The sequence below is a fragment of the Paraburkholderia sp. MPAMCS5 genome (genome assembly GCF_036016995.1).
Taxonomy (GTDB): Bacteria; Pseudomonadota; Gammaproteobacteria; order Burkholderiales; family Burkholderiaceae; genus Paraburkholderia.
In genome coordinates this window covers 155060-173207 of the sequence record NZ_JAYXBK010000003.1, presented here as the reverse complement: position 1 = coordinate 173207, position 18148 = coordinate 155060, and the positions used below count along the sequence as shown (strand labels likewise).

The following is an 18148-nucleotide window of genomic DNA, read 5'->3' as shown; positions in this document are numbered from 1 at the left end:
CGTGGTCCGCGCGGCTTGAATGCCTTGGCGAAGGCGCGGAACACGAGGCCGGCAGACTACTGATGCAAATGACCCGATTGGTGTCGCGACGGCGCGGAATCGGCCTTGGCTTGCGGCAAGTCTCAGCCGATGCCGCGGGCGTCGCGCCACTCAGGCTTATGCGGATTACTTAATACTCACGGGCGCTATGCCGCCGAGTACACTCGTCAGTCCGCTCGCCGGGTTGCTCGAACTGTTCGTCGAGCCGATGGACGCCGTCGAGCCCGCCGCCGAATTCAACGTGCCCGTCAGTTGCCCGAGGAGCGCCGTCACGGGCGCAAGCGTCTGGGCGCCGCCACTCGCGCCGCCGCTTGCCGCCGTGCTGGCGACGCTGCTCGTCATACCGTTCGAGACGCCGGACAGCGGGCCCGTCAGCGAGGTCAGCGGTCCGCCCGCGCCGCCCGCGCTGCTCAACGCCGACGTCGGCGAACTCAACGGGGTGCCACTCGGGCCCGAACTCAGGCCCGAACTCAGGCCCGCGAGCGGCGTGCCGCTGGCGAGCGTCGAGAGTGAGCCGAGCGGATTGCCGCCGAGGCCGAGAGTCGCGAGCGTGCTTTGCAGCGGGCCGAGCGGATTGTTGGTGGACGGCGCGCCATTGACCACGCCGAGATTCGTGCTGCCGACGAGGCTCGTGATCAAGCCGGGAATCGGCTGCGCGCCATTCGGGCCGTTCGGATTGACGAGGCCGCCCGCGTTCGTCACCGTGTTGCCAAGCGAGCCGGCCAGCGCGCCGGCATCGACGCCGATCGGATTGCCGCTCGCCGAGCCGGCTTGCGCGCCGGCCGAGCCCAGCGCGCCGCCAACCTGTGCAAGCACGCCGCTGACGGGCACGCCGAGGCCAGTCTGCGTGCCCACCGCCTGCGTGACGAGACCGACGGTCGTCACGATCGGCGTGATCGCGGTGCTGAGCGGCTGCGTGACCTGCTGAACGGGCGCCGAGGCGAGCGCATTGCCGAGCGTCGCGCCGCCCGCGTTGAGCGCGCCGGCCGTGGTGGAGAGCACGCCGGCCAACGGCGTCGTCGCCGGCGAGAGCGGCGCGAGGTTGCCTGTGCCGAGGCCGTTGACGGCGGTACTCAGCCCTTGCACCACACCGCTCGTCGAACTGACGACCGAGCCGAGTCCCGCGACCGTCGTGCCGACAGGATTGGACGTCGTGCCGGTCTGGCCGACGCCGCTGCTGATCGCGTTGCCCACCGAGTTCAGCGTGCTGCCGGTGCCCGAGACCGTAGCGCCGAGTCCCTTCGAGACTTGCGGGCTGAGTCCGGGAAGGGTCTGCGCGGCGATGGTCGAGCCCAGGTCGCTCGTCGTCTTCGCGGCGGCGGTGACGGTGCCCGACGTGGCGGCGGCCGTCGTGCCGCCGCTGCTGCCGCCCGCCGATCCGGAGCCGCTGCCGCTGCTGGTTCCAGTGCTCGACGTCGTCGGCGGCGAGTTGAGGGTGCTGCCGCCGCATGCCGTGAGCACGCCCGCGACGGTGACTGCGAGCAACGGTGTGCGCAGCGACGTGAAGGCGGTCGCGGCGGTCTGGCGGTGAAACAGGCGATACATGGACATGTGTGCTCCTCAATGCCTTTCTGGTTGTCGTGTGTGCTGCTGGAATGCGTCGTTGCCGACCGGCGTCTGACGGCGCGCCGCATTCGAAGTCAGTGCTGGCGACGGACTGAACGCGGCTGCCGAGGTTGGGCCGGTTCGTCTTTGGCCACTGTCTTTGGCCAATGTCGTGTGCCAATGCGCGGCGATCGGGTGCTCGCCGCATACGCCGCATACGCCGCGAACGCGCGGCGCGTGGACTGCCGCGCGCATCCAATGCCGCAAGCGGTCGCGCTTACTTCTTCGCCGACGCGCCAAGCAGGCCGCCGACGAGCGACGTCACGGGCGCGAGCGGGTTGTTCGTCGTGCCGTTACTTGAACTCGCGGTGAGCATGCCGATGCCCGCGCTGCCCGGCGTGGCCGCAGCCGGAGCCGGAGCCGCAGCCGCAGCCGTCGCGACACCAGTGCCGCCGACCGCCCCCGTTACCGTCGATACCAGGCCGGTGACCGGAGCGAGTGGGCCGGCGCTGCCGCCGGTTGCGCTGCTCAGTCCGCTGCTCGCGCTAGAGAGGAGACCGGTGACGGGCGCAAGCGGCCCGGCGCCGCCAGTGCTACCCGATGCGCCGCCGATGGCGCTGGTCAGGCCGCCGAGCGCGCTGGTCACGGGTGCGAGGGAACTGGTGCCCGGATTGCTGGTGCTGCCGGCGAGGCCGCCGAGCGCGCTAGTGACCGGCGCGAGTGAGCTGACGCCTGCGGCGCCTGTGAGCCCGCCCAACACGCTCGTGACCGGCGAAAGCGGATTGCTGCCAGTCCCGCCCGCCAAGCCACCCGCCAAGCCGCCCAGCACGCCAGTAACAGGCGCCAACGGATTCCCGCCGCTACCGCCCGTCACCAGCCCGCCGCCCGAAGCGAGCGTCGCGCCCGTATCCGTCGCCGTTCTTCCAGACGCCGACGTGACCTGATTGCCGCCCGTCGCGCTCAGCAGCGCGCCGGCCTGGCCGAGTCCGCCGCCGAGCGTCGACAGCAGCGTGTTGACCGGCGCGCCGAGCCCCGTCGTCGTGCCGACTGTTTGCGTGGTGGATGCGATCGTGGACGTGATCGGCGTGATCGCGGTGCTGAGCGTCTGCGTGACTTGCTGGACCGGCCCCGTCGAAAGCGTCGTGCTCAGCGTGCCGCCGCCGTTGGCGACAGCCCCGCCGATGCTCGACACAGCGCCGCCGAGCGGCGTCGTGACTGCCGACAAAGGCGCGAGCGGCCCGCTGCCGAGGCTCGTCACGAGGCTTCCCGCGTCGGTGAGCGCGCCGCCGGCATGTCCCACCACGCCGCCGAGGCTCGACACGGTGGGGCCGAGCGCATTGCCGCCCGTGCCGAGCTGGCCGAGCCCTTGCGTGACGCCGCTGCCGAGCGTCGAGACCGCAGCGCCTGCTTGCTGCACGATGCCGCCCGCCGCCTGCGTGGTTTGCGAGCTGACAACCGGCAGCGTCTGCGCGCCGATGGTCGTGCCGACGCTCGTCACAGTCGAGCCGACGTCGCCGATCACGCCACCCGCGTGGCCCGCGACCGTGCCGAGCGCATTCGCGACCGGCGTCGCGCTCGGGTTCGTGCCGGGGTGCGTGTCCGGATTGGTGTTGGTGGTCGTCGTGGTATCCGACGTCCCCGAGCCGCTCGATCCCGTCGAGCCGCTGCCGCCGGACGACGAAAGCGCGCCACCGGCCGCCCCGCTGTGGGTGCTGCCGGTGCCGGAACTGAGGCTTCCCGAGCCGCCGCAGGCGCCGAGCGACAGCATCGCCGCCACGCTGGCCGCGATCAGGGTTGCTCTGAGCGTGATAGAGGTTGAGCGGGTCGTCCGCGTCGTGGTGGTCGTGCCGATTGTTTGAATGTTCATGTCGCCTCGCATCGCATGTGTTGTGTGGTTTGCTGCCGCGAGTTCTCTCTGCACGACCCGTGCCATTTCGATAGAGCATGGCCGAAGATTTTCCAATACCCGCCGCACGGCCTTATCGAATAAGGCGCGTCGGACTGAGTGGCGGGTCCGCTAAATGAAAAAGCGCGCGAAAAAACAGCCGGGCGCGGCATTAAAGACGGTGGCGTAACGTAACGCGCGCTGCGCGCCGTTACGAGTCGGGCGTAACGCGAGTGCACGTTTCATGCCTCGCATGCTTCAAAAGTCATTTCAACCGGATAATTAGTGGGTTGATTCAAAACTATGGTTAATCCTATGTGCTGCGACGCACGCAGTGCCGTTACCCTGTATGCATGAAAAAGAGGGTGGACAAAGAGGTTTGCCCGCATCGGGCAATTGCTTAAATAAGGCGATTCGGTTATAAAACTCAAACGCTTGGGCGAATACGCGACGGAAGAGGTGAGTTATCGAGCAGAGAACTCATTTACAGTCGTTTTTACCGGGAATGGCCACGCCGCGCAGCCATCGAGAAGTAAAAAAGGCGTAATGGCGGAAGTGAAGAGACCAAGGCGCGCCGTGCATTGAAGGCTGCGCCAGAGAAGCCGTACACAGAAAGACGAATAATCAAAGATCGAGGGTAACAATGAAAAAGTTCGCCGCAAGCTTCTTGAGAGATAACCGGGGTGTCACAGCACTGGAATATGGGCTCATCGCGGGCCTGATTGTCGTCGTTATCGGCTCGACCGTGCAGGGTCTCGGTACGCAACTGAATGCGGCATTCCAGACCGTTGCCGGGCTTTTGCCGGCGATCAAATAAAGCGATGCAGGTCCGGGTGAATGCCCCCTGAATTGTTATTCATTTAACGATTCACGTTTTTATTCGCCGTAAAGACCTTGCCTGATAGGCTGCGCTCGGATTGCAATTGCATTCCGGGTAGATTTTTTCGCCTATCGAATCCGATATGAAAATATCCGCCGCGCTTCTGATATTCATGCTCTGGTGTGCGTGGGTCGCTATTTGCGATTGCCGCAGCCGGCGCATTTCCAATGCATGTGTCGTTATCGGTTTGATAGCGGCGTTTGCGTGCGCGTCGTCGCGCGCGAATCCGTTCGGAATCATCCTGCTGTGGCAGTCCGCGGCCGGCGCCGCCGTGGGTCTGGTCGCGTTGCTGCCGTTTTTCGCGCTCGGCGTGATGGGCGCCGCGGACGTCAAGGTGTTCGCCGTGCTCGGCGCGTGGTGCGGGTTTCACGCGCTGCTCGGGCTATGGGCCGTGGCGAGCGTCCTGGCCGGCTTGCATGCGCTGTGGACGCTAATCGCCACCCGCACGCGCCTCGCGGTGTTGTTCCGGCGACGCTCGCCGACCTTCGAACTGGCGGGCCGCCGCTCCACGCCGTTTGCCACGTGCCTGACCGCGCCGCTGATCGTCTGGCTCGCCGCGCAGCTCGTTGTGGGAGGCGTCCGATGAGTCCGCGCCCACGTCACGACGACGGCCGCTCGCCCCACGCTCGGCACCGCGCGAAGCGCAATCCTCACGCGGGGCGAGCAAGACGTGCGGAAAGCACCCAACGCGGCGCCGCCGCGATCGAATTCGCGCTGGTGTTCCCGCTGTTCTTCTGCGTGTTCTATGCGATCGTGACCTTCAGTCTGATCTTCGTCGCGCAGCAGAACCTCACGCTGGCGAGCGAGGAGGGCGCGCGCGCCGCACTGAATTACCAGAAGGCCAACGACGTCGCATCCGCCGTCACCCTGCGCGCCGCCGCCGCTTGCACGACCGCCACCAGCATGGTCGCGCAACTGATCAGCACCGCCGCCTGCGAAACCGCGCCGACCGATTGCAGCTATCAGCCCGGCATGACCTGCATCGCGGTGACGTTGACCTACGACTATGCGGCGCATCCTCTGATTCCGAATCTGCCTCTGCTCGGCCTCGTGCTGCCCGACAACCTGACCAGCACCGCCACGGTGCAACTCAATCCGGTGAACATACTTTGACCGACGCACGCCTTGCTGTCTCATCGAGTCCGGCTCGCTCACCCGCGCATCGTGGCCGCATGGCCGCGTGCGATTCGTGGCGCGAGCCATCATGCTGAAGCTCACCCGCATCGCCGCCGGCACGCTGATCGCGCTCGCGCTGCTGCTCGGCATCTTCGCCGTGACGTTGTTGCGCCGGCCCGCGCCCAAGCCCGTGACCTCCGTCAAGCAGGCGGTTTTTCCGGTGGTGGTGGCCACGCGCCTGTTGCCCGCGGGCAAGCCGATTGCCGCCGACGCGCTGCGCGTAGCGCCGCTGCCGATCAACCCGAACGGCGCTTTCGCCGATCCGTCGCGGCTCGTCGGCCGCGTGCCGAGCGCCGACATCGGCGCGCAGTCGCCGGTGCTCGAAGAACAACTGTCGTCGGGACTGGCCGAGCGGATCGAGCCCGGCGAGCGCGCGGTGGCGGTGCGCGTCGAGGAAGCGAATGCGGTGGGCAACCGCCTGCGGCCCGGCAATTTCGTCGATGTGTTCTTCACGCTCAAGCGCGGCGGCAACATGGGCGGCGGCGAGATCGACCGTACCCAGACACGTCTGCTGATGTCGAAGATCCGCGTGCTCGCGTTCGGCAATGCGACCGCCGGCGGCGACACCTCGGGCGATCCGAACGGCATGGTGCGCACGGCGGTGCTCGCGGTGCCGGTTGCGGATATCGACCGTCTGACGCTTGCCGAGTCGTCGGGGCGTCTCGTGTTCGCGCTGCGCAATCCGACGGATTCCGAAGTAATCGACGCCAGCGCATTCGCGCCGCTGCCGGCCGTGCTGAAGACATCGACGCGAGCGGGCGGCGCGGCGGCGCTTCAGGATTCGACGCGCGCGGCGGCCGGCGTGTCGCTCGACGCATTGTCGGGCGGCGGCGAGGCCGTGCCGCGCGCGTCGGCCGTGCCGCGTCGAGTCGCGCCGGTGAGCCGCCTGACGGGGAACGCAGCGAGGATCGACGACACACGCGGCGGCATCGAAGTGATACGGGGTGGGCGCGCCGAAATGGTCGCCCGATAAGCGGTTTCAGGGAGCGCGCGGCCACGTGCGTCCAAAAAAATATGAACCAACGCATTGTGAAGTTCGGAATAGCAGCGCTGCTGTGCGGCCCGGTGATGGCCGCAGCGGCGACGGGCGCGACTGCGGGCGTGACGGCGGGCGGCGCGCAGCAGCTCGACATCGTGGCGGGTTCGCAGCAAGCGCTCGCGAGCGGGCACACGCTGCGGCGTGTCGCGATTGGCGACCCGAGCGTGGCCGACGTGCTCATCATTAAAGGCGACAGGACGGGCGGCGTGCTGCTGATCGGCAAATCGCCGGGCAGCACGAACGTGATGTTGTGGGAACGCGGCAAGGACACGCCGATGTCGTATGTCGTGAATGTCAGCGCGGCGGCGGCGAAGGAATTGCTCGGGCCCGGCACGCCATCGGTGAAAGTGCAGGGCGACACCGCCTTGATTTCAGGCGCCGCGCCGACCATGGAAATGCATCAGCGCGCGGTGTCCGCCGCCGCGATCGACCTGCATCAGCGCGTGGCCGGCAATGCGGGCAACGCCGGCGGCAAACGTGGCAATGGCGGCAATGCCGCGGGCGCGTTGGCTACGAACGGCGCGCAAATCTACGACACCTCATCGATCGCCACGCGCTCGGTCGTGCAGGTCGACGTGCGCGTGGTGGAGTTCAGCCGCGCCGTGCTCAAGCAAGTCGGTCTGAACCTTTTCAAGCAGAACAACGGCTTCAGCTTCGGCTCGTTCGCGCCGTCCGCGCTGACCTCCGCCACTTACGGCCAGGCGCCGTCGTTCACGTCGGTCGCGCCGATTTCGTCCGCGTTCAACCTGGTGTTCAACTCGGCCACGCACGGGCTCTTCGCCGACCTGAGCCTGATGGAGAGCAACAACCTCGCGCGGATTCTCGCGGAGCCGACGCTCGTCGCGCTGTCCGGGCAGAGCGCGAGCTTTCTCGCGGGCGGCGAAATTCCGGTGCCGATTCCGCAGGGCCTCGGCACCACGTCGATCGAATACAAGCCGTACGGCGTGGGCCTCACGCTCACGCCGACCGTGCTGAGTCCGCAGCGCATCGCGCTGAAAGTCGCGCCCGAAGCGAGCCAGCTCGACTTCGCGAACGCGGTGACGATCAGCGGCGTGTCGGTGCCCGCGATCACCACGCGCCGCACGGATACGACCGTCGAACTCGGCGATGGCGAGAGCTTCGTGATCGGCGGACTGATCGATCGCGAAACGATTTCGAACGTGGCCAAGGTGCCGCTGCTCGGCGACCTGCCGGTCATCGGCGCGTTCTTCAAGCAGCTGAACTATCAGCAGAACGACAAGGAGCTGGTGATCATCGTGACGCCCCATCTGGTGTCGCCGCTCGCTAAGGGCGCGACCTTGCCGGCCACGCCCGGCGAACAGGCCGAACAGCGCAACGCTCCGGTGTGGCGCTCGCTGCTCGGCGGCGTGGCGGCGCGCGACGCGGCGCCCGGGTTTTCCCAATGAGCGGGCGCGGGAAAGAGGAAAGGCACCATGAACGCGAGAACGCATTCAGTGACTGAACGAGCCGTCACCGACTATTTCATGTTCGCGTCGCTAGTCGACGAACACGTGCATTGGCTCGGGCAAACGCTCGCAGGCTCGGGCGCGGTCGAAGCCGTGACGCTCGATCCGTCGATGCTGACGCAGCGCATCGCGACGCTCAATCCTTCGCTCGTCTTCGTGGATTTCTCGGGCGGACGCGGCGCGGCGGCCAGCGCGGCGACGAGCGCGGTGCGCGCGCGCTATCCCGGCCTGCAGATCGTCGCGCTCGGCTCGCTCGCGGAACCCGAAAGCGCATTGGCCGCGTTGCGCGCGGGCGTGCGCGACTTCATCGACCTGTCCGCGCCCGCCGCCGACGCGCTGCGCATCACGCAACAGGTGCTCGACAACCTGATCGAGCCGGTGAGCCGGCATGGCCGCGTCACGGCGCTCGTCGGCGCGCGCGTCGGCATGGGCGTAAGCACGCTCGCCACCAATCTCGCCGTGATGCTGCAAAGGCGCGATGCGCAGCAAGGCCGGCAGGCGGCCTTGCTCGATCTCGGTTTGCCCGCCGGAGACGGTCTTTTGATGCTCGATACGCGCAGCGACTTTCATTTCGTTGAAGCCGTGCGCAATCTGCGGCGCTTCGATCAGACCTTCGTTCACACCGCGCTGTCGCATCATGCAAGCGGCCTCGCGTTCACCACGCTGCCGCCCGATCTTGGCGACATGCGCGAGATTTCGTATGCGTCGTCGATCAGCCTCGTCAACCGGCTGCGTGCGTTTTTCGATCAGCAGATCGTGGATCTCGGCGGCTTTTCCAACATCGAATTCATCGCGCACGTCGTGCAGTCGTCGGACGAAGCGTGGCTCGTGTGCGATCAGGGCGTGGCGTCGATCGTGTCGGCGGTCGGCGTGCTGGAGGCCTTGCGCGAAGCGGGCGCGGACGCGGGCAACGTCGGCCTGATCGTGAACAAGTTCGACGCCGCGCTGGGCCTTACCGCCGCGCAGATCGCCCAGCGTCTGGACATTCCGCTCGTCGCGAGTTTGCCGGAGCGGCGCGTCGCGCTCGGGCAAACGGCGAATCAAGGTCTTCTGCTCGCCGACGCCGCCGCGCGCGATCCCTACATTCGCGCGCTCGAACCGCTGATCGAGCGGCTCGCCGGTCCAGCGCACGCGAGCACGCCCGTGCGCGGCAAGTCCGCGTTCGGCGCGCTCAGGCGCTTCATTCCCACTTCCCCCAAGCGGTCATAGACGATGCCAAAAGAGATCGAATTCGCCGACAACGCGCCGTCGTTCGCGCAAAGCCAGCAGTTCCAGGATATCAAGAACGCCGCGCACGAACATCTGCTCACGCGTATCGAGGAACTCGGTTCGGAGTTCGGCCGCTGGTCGCGCAACGCGATCAATCAGTTCGTCGATCTGGAGATGGACAGCTTCGTGCGGCTGCGGCGCATTCCGATCAACGAAGTCGAGGTGCGCGCGATTGCCGAGGCGTTGACGAAAGAACTGGCGGGCTTCGGTCCGATCGAGGATCTGCTGAACGACGCCGCCGTCGAGGACATTCTGATCAATGGCTACAACGACGTGTACGTGTCGCGTCACGGCATGCTGACGAAAATCCCGGTGCGTTTCGCCGACAACGCGCACCTGCTGCGCATCGTGCGGCGCATTCTGGCGCCGATCGGCCGGCGTCTGGACGAATCGAATCCGATGGTCGATGCGCGCCTGCCGAACGGCGGCCGCGTGAACGTGGTGATCGAGCCGCTGTCGATCGACGGTCCGATCGTCTCGATCCGCAAATTCCGCAAAGATCCGCTGCGTCCCGACGATCTGCTCGGCAACGGCACCTACAGCGCGGAAATCGGCGCCTTGCTCGAAGCGGCCGTGAAGGCGCGCTGCAATGTGCTGGTGTCGGGCGGAACGAGTTCGGGCAAGACGTCGCTGCTCAATGCGCTGGCGTTTCATATTCCCGAGCCCGAGCGCGTGGTGACGATCGAGGACACGGCGGAGCTGTCGCTGAACCATCCGCATGTGGTGCGGCTCGAAAGCCGTCCGGGCGGCTTCGACGGCGCGGGCGTCGTGACGATCCGCGATCTGTTGCGCAATACGCTGCGGATGCGGCCGGACCGCATCATCGTGGGCGAAGTGCGCGGCGGCGAAGTGCTCGAAATGCTTCAGGCGATGAACACCGGTCACGACGGCTCGATGGGCACGGTCCACGCGAGTTCGCCGCGCGAGTGTCTGTACCGGCTCGAAATGCTCGCGGGTTTCGCGGGCTTTCAGGGCACCGAGTCGAGCCTGCGGCGGCAGATCGCCAATGCGATCGACTTCATCGTGCAGATCGGGCGGCTCTCGAACGGACGCCGCCGCATTCTGTCGATCACCGAAGTCACGGGTCTTTCCGACAACATCATCGCGACGCAGGAGCTGTACCGCTACGAACCGGCGATGTCGGCGGACGGCGAAGAACTCGACCGCTGGGTGTCGCTCGGCATTCATCCGCATTCACCGAAGCTGGCGCGCTTTCGTCAGCCGCTCGGCGGCGCGGACGACGCGGGTTTCGACGGCGGCGGCTTGGGTGGTGGCGGGTTTGGTGGTGGCGTTGGTGGCGGATTCGGTGGCGGATTCGGTGGCGGCTTTGGCGGCATAGGCGGCGGCTTCAATGTCTAGCGCGGTGCTGATCGTTGCCGCGCTCGCGCTGCTGTGCGCGGCGCTCGCGCTGCTGATCCTGCGGCGCGGCGCGCAACACAAGGAGCAGGTGAGCGCCGGGCGCTTCATCGAAAGCCGGGTGAGCGCGGCCTCGGCTGCCGCAACGACCGGCGGCGCCGCGACGCGCGGCGCGTCTTCGGCTACCGCCTTTGCCGCAGCGCCCGCCGGGGCGACAGCCTCGGCAGCCGCCGCGACGCGCCGCGCGGCGCCTGGCATCGCGCTCGTGCCGCAGCCGCCGGAGCCGGATGCGGACTGGCAGGCGCATGTGCGTTATTGGAGCGCACGCGCGCGCCACGCGCTCGACACAATGCTCAACCGCGCGGGTCTGCGCCATGCGCGCGCGTCGCTGATGCTGGTCGCCGCGCTCGTCGCCATCTTGTGTCTGGTCGCCGGCGGCGAGGGCGGCGTGCTGGCCGCGTGCGTCACGCTGTCTGGCTGCGCGGTGTTTCTGTATTTCGTGATGTCGATGCGCGCCAACCGGCGTCGCCAGGCGCTGGTGCGGCAACTGCCGTCGTTTCTCGACGGCATCGTGCGCCTCGTCACGCTCGGCAACAGCGTGCCCGCCGCATTCCAGGCGTCGTTGCAAACCACCGAAGCGCCGCTGCGCGAATGCCTCGATCACGTTTCGCGGATGCTGCGCTCGGGCGTGGAGATCGACCGCGCGCTGTCTCACGTCGCGGTGCTCTACGGCGCGCGCGAGCTTGAACTGGTGGGTGCGGTGCTGCGGCTCTCCGTCAAATATGGCGGCCGCGCCGACGTGATGCTCGACCGCATGTCGTCGTTCATGCGAGATCTGGAGCAGGCCGAGCGCGAACTCGTGGCGATGTCGTCGGAAACGCGGCTGTCGTCGTGGGTGCTCGGCATGTTGCCGGTCGGCATCGGCGGATTTCTGATTTTGACGAACCCGCGTTACTTCGGCTCCATGTGGTTCGATCCGGGCGGACGCCAGATTCTGTATCTCGCGTTCGCGCTGCAACTGAGCGGCGCGTATCTGCTGTACCGGCTCGCCCGGCTAAAAGCATGACGACGAGGATGACGATGCAGCCGACCCAGCTTCTCGCGCTTGCTCTCGTGCTCGCGGCTGCCGGCGTGCTGCTGCTTGCGGGGATGCTGATCGCGCGTCTGGCCGCCGCGCGCCGCAGCGCCCGCACGCTCGCGCATGCACTGGACGCGCGCGCGTTGCAAGGCGCGGCGGCGGCAGCGGCGCGCGGCGTGACAGGCGTCAATGGCGTGACAGGCGTCAATGGCGCGGGCCATGTTCCCGATGCGGCTCATGCATCCGCTGCGTCCCGTGCGCCGGGTGGCGCGCGCGCGAGCGGCATGCGGGGCTTGCTCGAACGTTGCGCCGACGCCGGCAGCCGCTGGCTGGACACCTCGATCGGGCGCCAGGTCGTCGCGCAGGAAGACCGGCTGCTGCTGGAGCAATGCGGTTTCGTCGATGCTCGCGCGCGCGGACTGTTCCTGATCGCGCGGATGGCCGGCGCGATCGTGTTGCCGCTCCTCGCCGCCGCGCTCGGGCGCGCGCACGTCGACGGTCCGCGCTATCTGCTGGTCGTCATCGTCGCGTTCGTCTGCGGCGTGATGGCGCCCAAAGTGGTGTTGCGCAGACGCGCGGCGGCGCGGCGCGGCGCCGTGGTCGACGAACTGCCGATGCTCGTTGACCTGTTGCGGCTGCTGCAAGGCGTGGGCCTCTCGCTCGATCAAAGCCTTCAGGTAATGGTCAACGATTTTCGCGGCGTGTTGCCGGTGCTGTCGAGCGAACTCGAAATCGCCCAGCGCCAGTTCGCGGCGGGCCGCACGCGCGAGCAGTCGCTGTCGCGGCTGGCATCGAGTTTCGGGAACGAGGACTTGCGCGCCGTGGTGCGTCTGCTGATCCAGGTGGACCGGCACGGCGGCGCGGTGCAGGAACCGCTCAAGCAGTTCGGCGACCGGCTGCGCGAAACGCGCCGCGCGATGCTGCGCGAACGCATTGGCCGGATGGCCGTGAAGATGACCGGCGTGATGATCCTGACACTGCTTCCGGCGCTGATGATCGTCACAGCGGGGCCGGGCGTGCTCTCGGTGTCTCACTCGCTGAAGGCGATGCATCGGTAAGGATAGGACGATGAAATTGATCAAGATACCGAAACATCCCGCGCGCACGCTGCGTTGCGTGGGCGCGGCGCTGGCGCTCGCGCTGCTCGGCGCGTGCGCATTCAAGGAATCCGGCTATGGCGTCGGCCCGCAGGCCGAGCGTCAGGCCATGATGCAGCAGGCCAGTCGCGATCCCGCGCCCGACACGCCCGGCATGTATCTCGGCCTGATCGGCCGGATGCAGTCGCAAGGCTTGTACTTCGCGTCGCTCGCGCATATCGACGCCTATGAGAAACAGTACGGCGCGACGCCCGATTCGATCCTGCTGCGCGCGGACGCGCTGCGCATGACCGATCAGCCCGAGGCGAGCGCGTCGGCTTACGCGCGGTTGTTGCAGACGCCGCTGGCGTCGCGCGGTCATCGCGGGCTGGGTTTGCTCGCGGGCGGACAGGGCGATTTCGGCGGCGCGGCCAGCGAGCTGCAACAGGCCGCGCAACTCGCGCCGACCGATCCGTCCGTGCTGTCCGATCTCGGCTACGCGCGTCTGCGCGCGGGCGACATCGCGGGCGCGCGCGTGCCGTTGATGAAAGCCGCGGAACTCGATTCGGCGAACCCGAAGATCGTCAGCAATATCGCGCTCTTTCTGCTGGCCGACGGGCAGGCCAAGGACGCGCAGGCGCTGATGAACCAGCAGAAGTTCGCACCGGATATCCGCGCGGCGATTCGCAGCGACGCGGCGAAAGTCGCCGCCGCCACGCGCCTGGCCGCGCCTGGCGGGCGGCTGCCGCATGGCTCGCATACGACGCCGGCGGGCACGGTCGCGAGCACGCAAAACGTGATGGAACCGGCGCAGCGTCTGTTGCAACGGTTCGCGCAATAAAGGGCGGCGTGGCCGCAGGGGAAAGCGTGAAAAACAACGAAACGAATGGCATCTGGTGGCGGCTTGCTGCGCGCGTCGCGCTGCTCGCGCTCGCGGGCGGCGCAGCCGCGAACGTAGGCGCACAGACACCGGCGGCGGACTCGCAGACCGTTGCCGTGAGCGAGGTCGGACACTCGACCTCAGCATGGCTCGAACTTCAGCGCAGCAATGCCCAGGCAGCGCCCGTCCAGCCGATGTCCGGCGAAGAGGCGGGGCTCGCGTACCGGCGCTATATGCAGTCGTTCAACTCGAAAATTCCCGATCTGTACGGCTCGGCGTTGAGCCAGGGCAGCGGCGGCCAGGGCGCGGGCATCACCGGTCAGTTGCCGCAGAACTGACATGCATGAGATGTGCTCAAGCCGTCGCACCCGGCGAATTTGTCACACCCGGCGCGATTCGCGCATGCGCCGTGGCGCGGCCATCGCTCGCGCCGCGCGCCCGCAGCGCGGCGCGATCGCCTTGCTGGCGGCGGTGTGGGTCAGCCTCGCGGTCGTGGCGCTCGGCGCGATCGATATCGGCCACTTCTTCTACGCGCGCCGCGACTTGCAGCGCACCGCCGACCTCGCCGCGGCAGCCGGTGTGCAACTGATCGGCAGCGCGGGCGGCTGCGCGGCGGCGGCCGGTTCGGCGCAACTGAACGCCGCCGCCAACGGCTTGCCCGGCGACGGCACGGTCGCGGCCACGTGCGGACGATGGGACCCGTCAGCGAATGCCGGGCAGTCGTATTTCGTCGCGTCGGGCACGCCGCTCAACGCATTGCAGGTGGTGGTGAGCCGGCCCGTGCCGTTCCTGTTCCTGATCGGCCAGACGCGCGAGCTGTCGGCGAGCGCCGTGGCCCAAGCCACCAATATTCGTTCGTTTTCGGTGAGCACGTCGGTGGCGGGGCTGTCGGGCGGTCTCGTCAACGGCCTGCTGAACGGTTTGCTCGACACCAGTCTGAATCTCGACGTGGCGTCGTACCAGGGGCTCGCCACCGCCCAGGTGAAGCTCTCCGATCTCGCGGCGGCCCTGGGCGTCGGCTCGATGTCGCAATTGTTGCAGACGCAGGTCACGCTCGGACAGCTCGCCTCCGCGATGGCCACCGCGCTCGCGCAAGGCAGCGTGGCGAGCGCGAGCGCGATCAGCGGACTGAACACGATTGCGAGCGCGTCGGCGGGCACGACGGCGATCAACCTCGGCAACACGGCGAGCACGAGCGGGTTGCTCGCCATCGGTCTCGCGAATCCTGAAGCGGCGGCCTCGGCCACCGTCAATGCACTCGACGCGCTGATGGTGGCCGCCGAGATCGCGCATGGCACGTCCGCGGTGGACCTGGGCGCCGCGCTCGATCTGAGTCCGGTCGCGAGCGTGACGGCGCAGGCGCGGATTCTGAAGCCGCCGGTGATCGCGGTCGGCGAGGCCGGCACTTACCCGGACGGCACGTATCGCACGAGCGCGCATTCGGCGTCGGTGCAGGTGTATCTGAAGCTGCGACTGGTCAACGCGAATCTGGATCTCGGCGCGGGATTCCCTTCGCTCGTCAATGTGAGCCTGCTGGATTTGCCAATCTATCTCGAAGTCGCGCCGGGCACGGCCGATCTGCAAAGCACGCAATGTTCGACGCAGAAATCCACCAGCTATAGCTGGATTGCGGCGACGCCCGGCGTCGCCGCGCTCTGCGTGGGCGGCGACGCGTCGGGCAACTTCGCGAACACCGCGGCGCCCACCGCGTGCTCGCAACCCGCGCCGTTGACATCGGTCAGCGTGCCGCTCTTGAGTCTGAATGCGATCGATGTTTCCGTGGGCAGTCGATCTCCGGCAAACGGCTTCAATCTGAGCTTGCAGCCGCCGCAGCCGACCGTCTTCAGATTCGACAACGTGAGCGGCGACAGCGACGACTACCAGAGCACCGACACCAACGGCCTCGGCTCGGCGGCAGGCGGGCTCGTCAGTCAGCTCGCCGGCGGGCTCGCGAACTCGATGCAGGCGAGCGCGCTCGGCCTCGACATCACGGACATTGCCGCGCCGCTTTTACAAGCGCTCGCAAAGTTGCTCAAGCCCATTCTGAATTCGCTCGACCTGCTTCTCGTTCCGCTGTTGCAACTCCTCGGGGTGCAGATCGGCGTGAGTACGGTCCATGATCTCGGACTTGCCTGCGGTCAGGCACAACTGGTTTATTGATTCGGCCACCATGAGAACCACCACCAAAATCGAGGAACTCGATATCTACGTCTGGGAGGGCAAGGCCGACATCGTCGACCGGGTCGCGCGCTGCATGGCCAGCTTCGACGTCGAAGTGATCCGCGCGGACGACATTGCGATCTCGCCCGAGCGGAGCGCGCAGCGCCCGTCGCTTGCGATCATCAGCGTCTCGGTGATCGACAGCGGCGCGCTGATTCTGCGCGACTGGCAGGCCGCGTGCGGCATCCCGGTCGTGTGGGTGGGCGCCGCGCCGCGCGAGCGCGACCCCGCCGTGTATCCGGCCGAGTATTCACACATCCTGCCGCTCGACTTCACCTGCGCCGAGTTGCGCGGCATGGTGACGAAGCTCATGCTGCAAATGCGCGCGCATAGCGCGAAGACGCACGAGTCGGATGCGCTCATTGCCAACTCGGAGTGCATGCAGGGCCTGCTGCACGAAGTCGACACGTTCGCCGACTGCGACACGAGCGTGCTCGTGCATGGCGAGACGGGCGTCGGCAAGGAGCGCATTGCGCAACTGCTGCACGAAAAACACAGCCGCTACGGCAAGGGCCCGTTCGTCGCGGTGAACTGCGGTGCGATTCCGGACGGCCTCTTCGAATCGCTCTTTTTCGGCCACTCGAAGGGCTCGTTCACCGGCGCGGTGCTCGCGCACAAGGGCTACTTCGAGCAAGCCGACGGCGGCACGCTGTTCCTCGACGAAATCGGCGATTTACCGCTCTACCAGCAGGTGAAGCTGCTGCGCGTGCTCGAAGACAGCGCGGTCACGCGGATCGGCTCGGCGACGCCCGTGAAGCTCGATTTCCGTCTCGTGGCGGCGACCAACAAGCATCTGCCGCAACTCGTGAAGGGCGGTGCGTTTCGAGCCGATCTCTATTACCGGCTGGCGGTGATCGAGTTGAAGATTCCGTCGCTGGAAGAGCGGGGCGCTGTCGACAAGATCGCGATCTTCAAGGCGCTCATCGCGCAGGTGGTGGGCCCGGCGCGGCTCGCGGATCTGCCCGATCTGCCGTACTGGCTCGCGGACGCCGTCGCCGATACCTATTTCCCCGGCAATGTGCGCGAGCTGCGCAACCTGGCCGAGCGGATCGGCGTGACGGTTCGCCAGGTCGGCGCGTGGGATGCCGCGCGCCTGCACCGTCTGCTTGCGCTCGCCCGCAGCAGTCAGCCGGTACCGGCCGAGAGCGCGGCCGAGGTGCTGGTGGATCGCAGCAAATGGGACATGGCCGAGCGCAACCGCGTGATCGCCGCGCTCGACGCGAACAGTTGGCGGCGTCAGGACACGGCGCTTTATCTGGGCATCAGCCGCAAGGTTTTGTGGGAAAAAATGCGCAAGTATCAAATTTTCGACGAGGAGCCCGAAAGCCGCGAAAGTGAGTAATAATGAGATGATCAGGAACTAAAACAAAAATTGTTGAAGCAGGAAATACATGGACCGAAAGTCAAAACTACGACAGATCGCCGTCGCCGCGATCGTGGCGTTGGGGGTTGTACAAGGCGCGCATGCACAGGCCCGGCCTGAGAACAACGCAACGGGCGGCGTGGTGTCTCAGGCCGCTACGGCAACGGCGCTGCCGGCCACCTCGCAGCCGTTGCAAGCGGCCCCGGCGCAGAGCGCCGCGCTGACGCCCGAGGAAGCCGGGCAATCGGCCGCGGGGAACGTCGCGGAATTGCAGCAGATGATCAAAGGCTCGGACCTGAGCGAACTGCGCACCACATACAACGGCAGTTATGGCGCAAGCCTGCTGTTCCACGGCAAGGAAATGACCTACTACGTCGCGCTGTTCCAGCAGAAGAACTTCTGGCGCGTGATCAAGACACAGGACGCCGCGCGCGCAGAAATGATCTACCGCGATTTCGCTCGTCAGACTGCGCAACTGTCGGATGTGGAAATTCGCCGCACGCAGCTCGAAGCGCAGAAGGCGTTCACGGATCGCATGATCGCGTTGTCGCAAAGCCGTGCGAACCGTCTGCAAGCCGACCTCGATGTCGCGCGTCAACAGCAGACCATTGTGGCGAACCAGCAGGAGCAAACCCGCGCCGAAGCCGTGGCGCTCGCTCAGCAAAAGACGGCCGCGCAGGCGCAGCTGCAAGCCGCGCAGCGCCAGGTGCGCGAGTTGCAGCGGCAACTGGAAAGCGGCTTGCCCGCGCATTGATGCCGTCGCCCTGACGGCCTCGACTTGAGCCGGGCGGCGTTTCTGCAAGCGCCGCCCGGCTCATTCAGCTCGACGCATTGCCCAAGCGGCAATTCCATACCGTTCACTATCCGCCGCGCAGC

At 67.1% G+C, this 18148-nt stretch carries 16 protein-coding genes; 14 read left to right on the top strand and 2 right to left on the bottom strand.

Annotated elements, in window-relative coordinates; translation table 11 throughout:
• Nucleotides 1-165 precede the first annotated feature (165 nt).
• Together VOM14_RS08385 and VOM14_RS08380 are read right to left on the bottom strand one after the other, a co-directional pair.
• Nucleotides 166-1590, bottom strand: coding sequence for a collagen-like triple helix repeat-containing protein (locus VOM14_RS08385; RefSeq protein ID WP_327628263.1), 1425 nt, complete (start codon nt 1588-1590; stop codon nt 166-168).
• Nucleotides 1591-1861: 271 nt separating this feature from the next.
• On the bottom strand, nt 1862-3451 hold the full coding sequence (locus VOM14_RS08380) for a collagen-like triple helix repeat-containing protein (RefSeq protein WP_327628262.1): 1590 nt from the start codon (nt 3449-3451) through the stop codon (nt 1862-1864).
• 661 nt (nt 3452-4112) lie between these two features.
• Here VOM14_RS08380 and VOM14_RS08375 point away from each other — a divergent pair.
• From VOM14_RS08375 to VOM14_RS08310, 14 genes are all read left to right on the top strand, one after another.
• The gene (locus VOM14_RS08375) at nt 4113-4286 is read left to right on the top strand and encodes a Flp family type IVb pilin (RefSeq protein WP_327628261.1); all 174 of its coding nucleotides are present in this window, start codon (nt 4113-4115) and stop codon (nt 4284-4286) included.
• Nucleotides 4287-4431: 145 nt separating this feature from the next.
• Complete coding sequence (locus VOM14_RS08370) at nt 4432-4935, top strand: A24 family peptidase (RefSeq protein WP_327628260.1); 504 nt, start codon at nt 4432-4434, stop codon at nt 4933-4935.
• Complete coding sequence (locus VOM14_RS08365) at nt 4932-5462, top strand: TadE/TadG family type IV pilus assembly protein (RefSeq protein ID WP_327628259.1); 531 nt, start codon at nt 4932-4934, stop codon at nt 5460-5462. The genes VOM14_RS08370 and VOM14_RS08365 overlap by 4 nt, the downstream gene beginning before the upstream one ends.
• 91 nt (nt 5463-5553) lie before the next feature.
• A complete protein-coding gene (gene cpaB / locus VOM14_RS08360) occupies nt 5554-6498 on the top strand; it encodes a Flp pilus assembly protein CpaB (protein WP_327628258.1) in 945 nt (314 codons plus the stop codon).
• 41 nt (nt 6499-6539) lie between these two features.
• Nucleotides 6540-7970, top strand: a complete 1431-nt coding sequence (locus VOM14_RS08355; protein WP_442955523.1) for a type II and III secretion system protein family protein — start codon at nt 6540-6542, stop codon at nt 7968-7970.
• A gap of 27 nt (nt 7971-7997) precedes the next feature.
• The gene (locus VOM14_RS08350; protein ID WP_327628257.1) at nt 7998-9239 is read left to right on the top strand and encodes a fimbrial protein; all 1242 of its coding nucleotides are present in this window, start codon (nt 7998-8000) and stop codon (nt 9237-9239) included.
• A 3-nt stretch (nt 9240-9242) separates the two neighbouring features.
• Complete coding sequence (locus VOM14_RS08345) at nt 9243-10658, top strand: CpaF family protein (RefSeq protein WP_327628256.1); 1416 nt, start codon at nt 9243-9245, stop codon at nt 10656-10658.
• Nucleotides 10651-11721 (top strand): type II secretion system F family protein, encoded by a 1071-nt coding sequence (locus VOM14_RS08340; protein WP_327628255.1) that lies wholly within the window; start codon nt 10651-10653, stop codon nt 11719-11721. Before VOM14_RS08345 ends, VOM14_RS08340 begins: the two co-directional genes overlap by 8 nt.
• Nucleotides 11722-11735: 14 nt before the next feature.
• Nucleotides 11736-12791 carry a type II secretion system F family protein gene (locus VOM14_RS08335; RefSeq protein WP_327628594.1) on the top strand — a complete coding sequence of 352 codons (1056 nt, stop codon included), beginning with the start codon at nt 11736-11738 and terminating at the stop codon, nt 12789-12791.
• A 10-nt stretch (nt 12792-12801) separates the two neighbouring features.
• Nucleotides 12802-13650, top strand: a complete 849-nt coding sequence (locus tag VOM14_RS08330) for a tetratricopeptide repeat protein (protein WP_327628254.1) — start codon at nt 12802-12804, stop codon at nt 13648-13650.
• 26 nt (nt 13651-13676) lie between these two features.
• Nucleotides 13677-14027, top strand: a complete 351-nt coding sequence (locus VOM14_RS08325) for a DUF3613 domain-containing protein (RefSeq protein WP_327628253.1) — start codon at nt 13677-13679, stop codon at nt 14025-14027.
• Nucleotides 14028-14091: 64 nt separating this feature from the next.
• Nucleotides 14092-15849, top strand: coding sequence for a TadG family pilus assembly protein (locus VOM14_RS08320; RefSeq protein WP_327628252.1), 1758 nt, complete (start codon nt 14092-14094; stop codon nt 15847-15849).
• Between the two features lie 10 nt (nt 15850-15859).
• On the top strand, nt 15860-17251 hold the full coding sequence (locus VOM14_RS08315) for a sigma-54 dependent transcriptional regulator (RefSeq protein WP_327628251.1): 1392 nt from the start codon (nt 15860-15862) through the stop codon (nt 17249-17251).
• A 49-nt stretch (nt 17252-17300) separates the two neighbouring features.
• A complete protein-coding gene (locus VOM14_RS08310) occupies nt 17301-18026 on the top strand; it encodes a DUF2968 domain-containing protein (protein WP_327628250.1) in 726 nt (241 codons plus the stop codon).
• The last annotated feature ends 122 nt before the right edge of the window (nt 18027-18148 follow it).

Bases quoted from the DNA above. Each gene is read 5' to 3' on its own strand.
- VOM14_RS08330 (WP_327628254.1), top strand. From the start codon at position 12,802: ATGAAATTGATCAAGATACCGAAACATCCCGCGCGCACGCTGCGTTGC.
- VOM14_RS08310 (WP_327628250.1), top strand. From the start codon at position 17,301: ATGGACCGAAAGTCAAAACTACGACAGATCGCCGTCGCCGCGATCGTG.
- VOM14_RS08365 (WP_327628259.1), top strand. From the start codon at position 4,932: ATGAGTCCGCGCCCACGTCACGACGACGGCCGCTCGCCCCACGCTCGG.
- VOM14_RS08315 (WP_327628251.1), top strand. From the start codon at position 15,860: ATGAGAACCACCACCAAAATCGAGGAACTCGATATCTACGTCTGGGAG.
- VOM14_RS08355 (WP_442955523.1), top strand. From the start codon at position 6,540: ATGAACCAACGCATTGTGAAGTTCGGAATAGCAGCGCTGCTGTGCGGC.
- VOM14_RS08370 (WP_327628260.1), top strand. From the start codon at position 4,432: ATGAAAATATCCGCCGCGCTTCTGATATTCATGCTCTGGTGTGCGTGG.
- VOM14_RS08380 (WP_327628262.1), bottom strand. From the start codon at position 3,451: ATGAACATTCAAACAATCGGCACGACCACCACGACGCGGACGACCCGC.
- VOM14_RS08350 (WP_327628257.1), top strand. From the start codon at position 7,998: ATGAACGCGAGAACGCATTCAGTGACTGAACGAGCCGTCACCGACTAT.
- VOM14_RS08385 (WP_327628263.1), bottom strand. From the start codon at position 1,590: ATGTCCATGTATCGCCTGTTTCACCGCCAGACCGCCGCGACCGCCTTC.
- cpaB (WP_327628258.1), top strand. From the start codon at position 5,554: ATGCTGAAGCTCACCCGCATCGCCGCCGGCACGCTGATCGCGCTCGCG.
- VOM14_RS08375 (WP_327628261.1), top strand. From the start codon at position 4,113: ATGAAAAAGTTCGCCGCAAGCTTCTTGAGAGATAACCGGGGTGTCACA.
- VOM14_RS08340 (WP_327628255.1), top strand. From the start codon at position 10,651: ATGTCTAGCGCGGTGCTGATCGTTGCCGCGCTCGCGCTGCTGTGCGCG.
- VOM14_RS08335 (WP_327628594.1), top strand. From the start codon at position 11,736: ATGCAGCCGACCCAGCTTCTCGCGCTTGCTCTCGTGCTCGCGGCTGCC.
- VOM14_RS08320 (WP_327628252.1), top strand. From the start codon at position 14,092: ATGCGCCGTGGCGCGGCCATCGCTCGCGCCGCGCGCCCGCAGCGCGGC.
- VOM14_RS08345 (WP_327628256.1), top strand. From the start codon at position 9,243: ATGCCAAAAGAGATCGAATTCGCCGACAACGCGCCGTCGTTCGCGCAA.